This window comes from Hyphococcus lacteus, from assembly GCF_041058985.1.
Classification (GTDB): Bacteria; Pseudomonadota; Alphaproteobacteria; order Caulobacterales; family Parvularculaceae; genus Hyphococcus; species Hyphococcus lacteus.
In genome coordinates this window covers 1-2,047 of sequence record NZ_JBEHZE010000005.1, presented here as the reverse complement: position 1 = coordinate 2,047, position 2,047 = coordinate 1, and the positions used below count along the sequence as shown (strand labels likewise).

Genomic DNA, 2,047 nt, shown 5'->3' with positions numbered 1-2,047 from the left:
AGTGATACCGATGTTCGCTTTAACGCGCTTGGATTACCCGGTGTTGCATCGAGGATCGCTGCGCGTACTGTCCATTGTTCACTGACTTGAAACGCCCCGCGAACCCCAAGTGATGTAATGGGAAAAATTGACGGGCCATTTTCGCCAGTTTGGCCAATATCCGTGCCGATTCCATGGGCACTATTGATAAAGAGTGATGATGTTTCGAGGGCGTCGAATTCGGAATTAACGTCGTATAACCCGGCCTTTAATGATGCCAATCCGTTCAGAAACTCATGTTCAATCCATGCTTCGTAGAGGCGCACAGCTTCAACGGGGGCTTCAATATTGCTGACGACCTGCGCATCGCCGACGAGGTCACCAGAGAACGCCTCACCATTATTGTAGAGGCCGTAAACAAAAACAGTGGTATTGGGAATGACACCAAGCGTATCGAGATCAACGGCGAGCGTCGCATCGACATTATTGAGGTAACGAACGCCAGTTTGGCTGCCGCCGGATGCATTGCCCCAGAGGTCTGACGTGTAGTCGAGTTCAAAGGCGAGGGCAGGCTCATTATCTGAAGGTGTCGTCGTGCCAACCGCAGGTTCAAGCCCGGCCATGGCGGTAAGTATCGATATTGCGAAGGTCATAACATCTCAATTGTTTAAGTAAAACGATCTGCCGGAATCTATCCGAGCGGCGGCAATAGAAGGCTTAGGCGCGGCGACGCTTTAGAACTTTGCCATGAGGTTCAGGCGGAGCCGATTGCGCCAGGCAACCGTTTCGCCCGCCGGGGCAAACTGAATATCTTTCAAGTGATATCGGTATAAGCTGCCGTTAAAAAACAAATGCGATGACAATGCATAATCAACGCCGATACTATGAAAGACATAGTTCGTACCAAAATCGATATTGTCCTGTGCGAAAGCGGCCAGCGTTGAATCAACATCAGACTGGGCATACCCATAAGAAAACCGGGTGTCGCCTTTGTTGGCAAGCTTTCCCGCCATTAGGTCAATACCAAAAGCATCGTCGGTGTGGGCGTTGGCAAAGCGGGCCGCGCCAAAATTATGGGAATAATCGCCGCGGATTTCGATCGGCCAGTGTGTCCATTCATTCCAGCGGACGCTCGCGATCAGCGAGAGGATTTCGAAATCGGAAAGATAGGTATTGCCCAAGATCAAGTTGGTGCGAAAATCACCAAGATCGGCATCGGCCGTATTGTGTAGTCGATAATTATAATACCCAATGGCGAAGTCGGTTTGAATGAGAGGGGTCAATTGATGTTTGAGTTCTAATTGCCCCCCGATCATGGCGCTGTCATCGCCCATCGCGGCTTCATCAATCAGAAAAAACAATGAATGTGCGGCCAGACGAGAGGCATCTGAAAGAGACACTTCATAATTGGCGCTAACCCCTTGGGGGCTGACATCACCATCCCAGAGACGGTCAGTCGCTCTGAAGGGCAGGGGCATTTTGCCCAAATATAATTCGGTATTGGCAAACTTTGCCTGAAGATAAGCTTGGTCCAGGCTCACCGCGAGGTCATCATCGAAGCTGGATAGGGTGACGTCAGCGCTGTTGGGATCATCAGGATCGCCGGTGCTCAGTTGACCGCCTACGGCGAAAGTATCGTTGATTTGATAGCGAGCCCGCAGGCGCGCCCGCATCGCACCACGCGAACGGTTCCGAACAGTATCATTCGAGAAATTGCCTTCATAGCGAACACGAAAGTCGCCGCCAAAGGTCAGGCGATCCGCTGGTGTTTGGGGGGCTGGGGCGGCGGCAGTCTGTGGCTGTGTTGCTACGTCTTCAATAACCACCGGGGCGCTTTGTTCAGGGGCGAGCGCTTGCAGACGGTCTTCGATCGCATTGATGCGATCGTCCAGTTCAAATTGTAACTGCCGTAATGAACTGAGCTCGTTCTGTAATGTACTGAGATCGGCAGTGTCCTGTGCATTTGCGGAAAATGGTATAAGGGCAAGCGAAAAAAAACACGATGATGCGAAAAGAAATTTAGATAGGGACATTGCTCAAACAACTCCTTTCAAGACAAGGAAAATGA

The 2,047-nt window shown here is 51.1% G+C and carries 2 protein-coding genes; both read right to left on the bottom strand.

From position 1 onward, the window contains the following. A partial coding sequence (locus tag ABFZ84_RS14740) for a carbohydrate porin (protein WP_369314848.1) occupies positions 1–632 on the bottom strand: 632 nt, incomplete at its 3' end. An 81-nt stretch (positions 633–713) separates the two neighbouring features. Continuing rightward, entirely contained in the window at positions 714–2,012 is a 1,299-nt protein-coding gene (locus ABFZ84_RS14735) for a putative porin (RefSeq protein ID WP_369314847.1), read from the bottom strand. Positions 2,013–2,047: the final 35 nt, after the last annotated feature.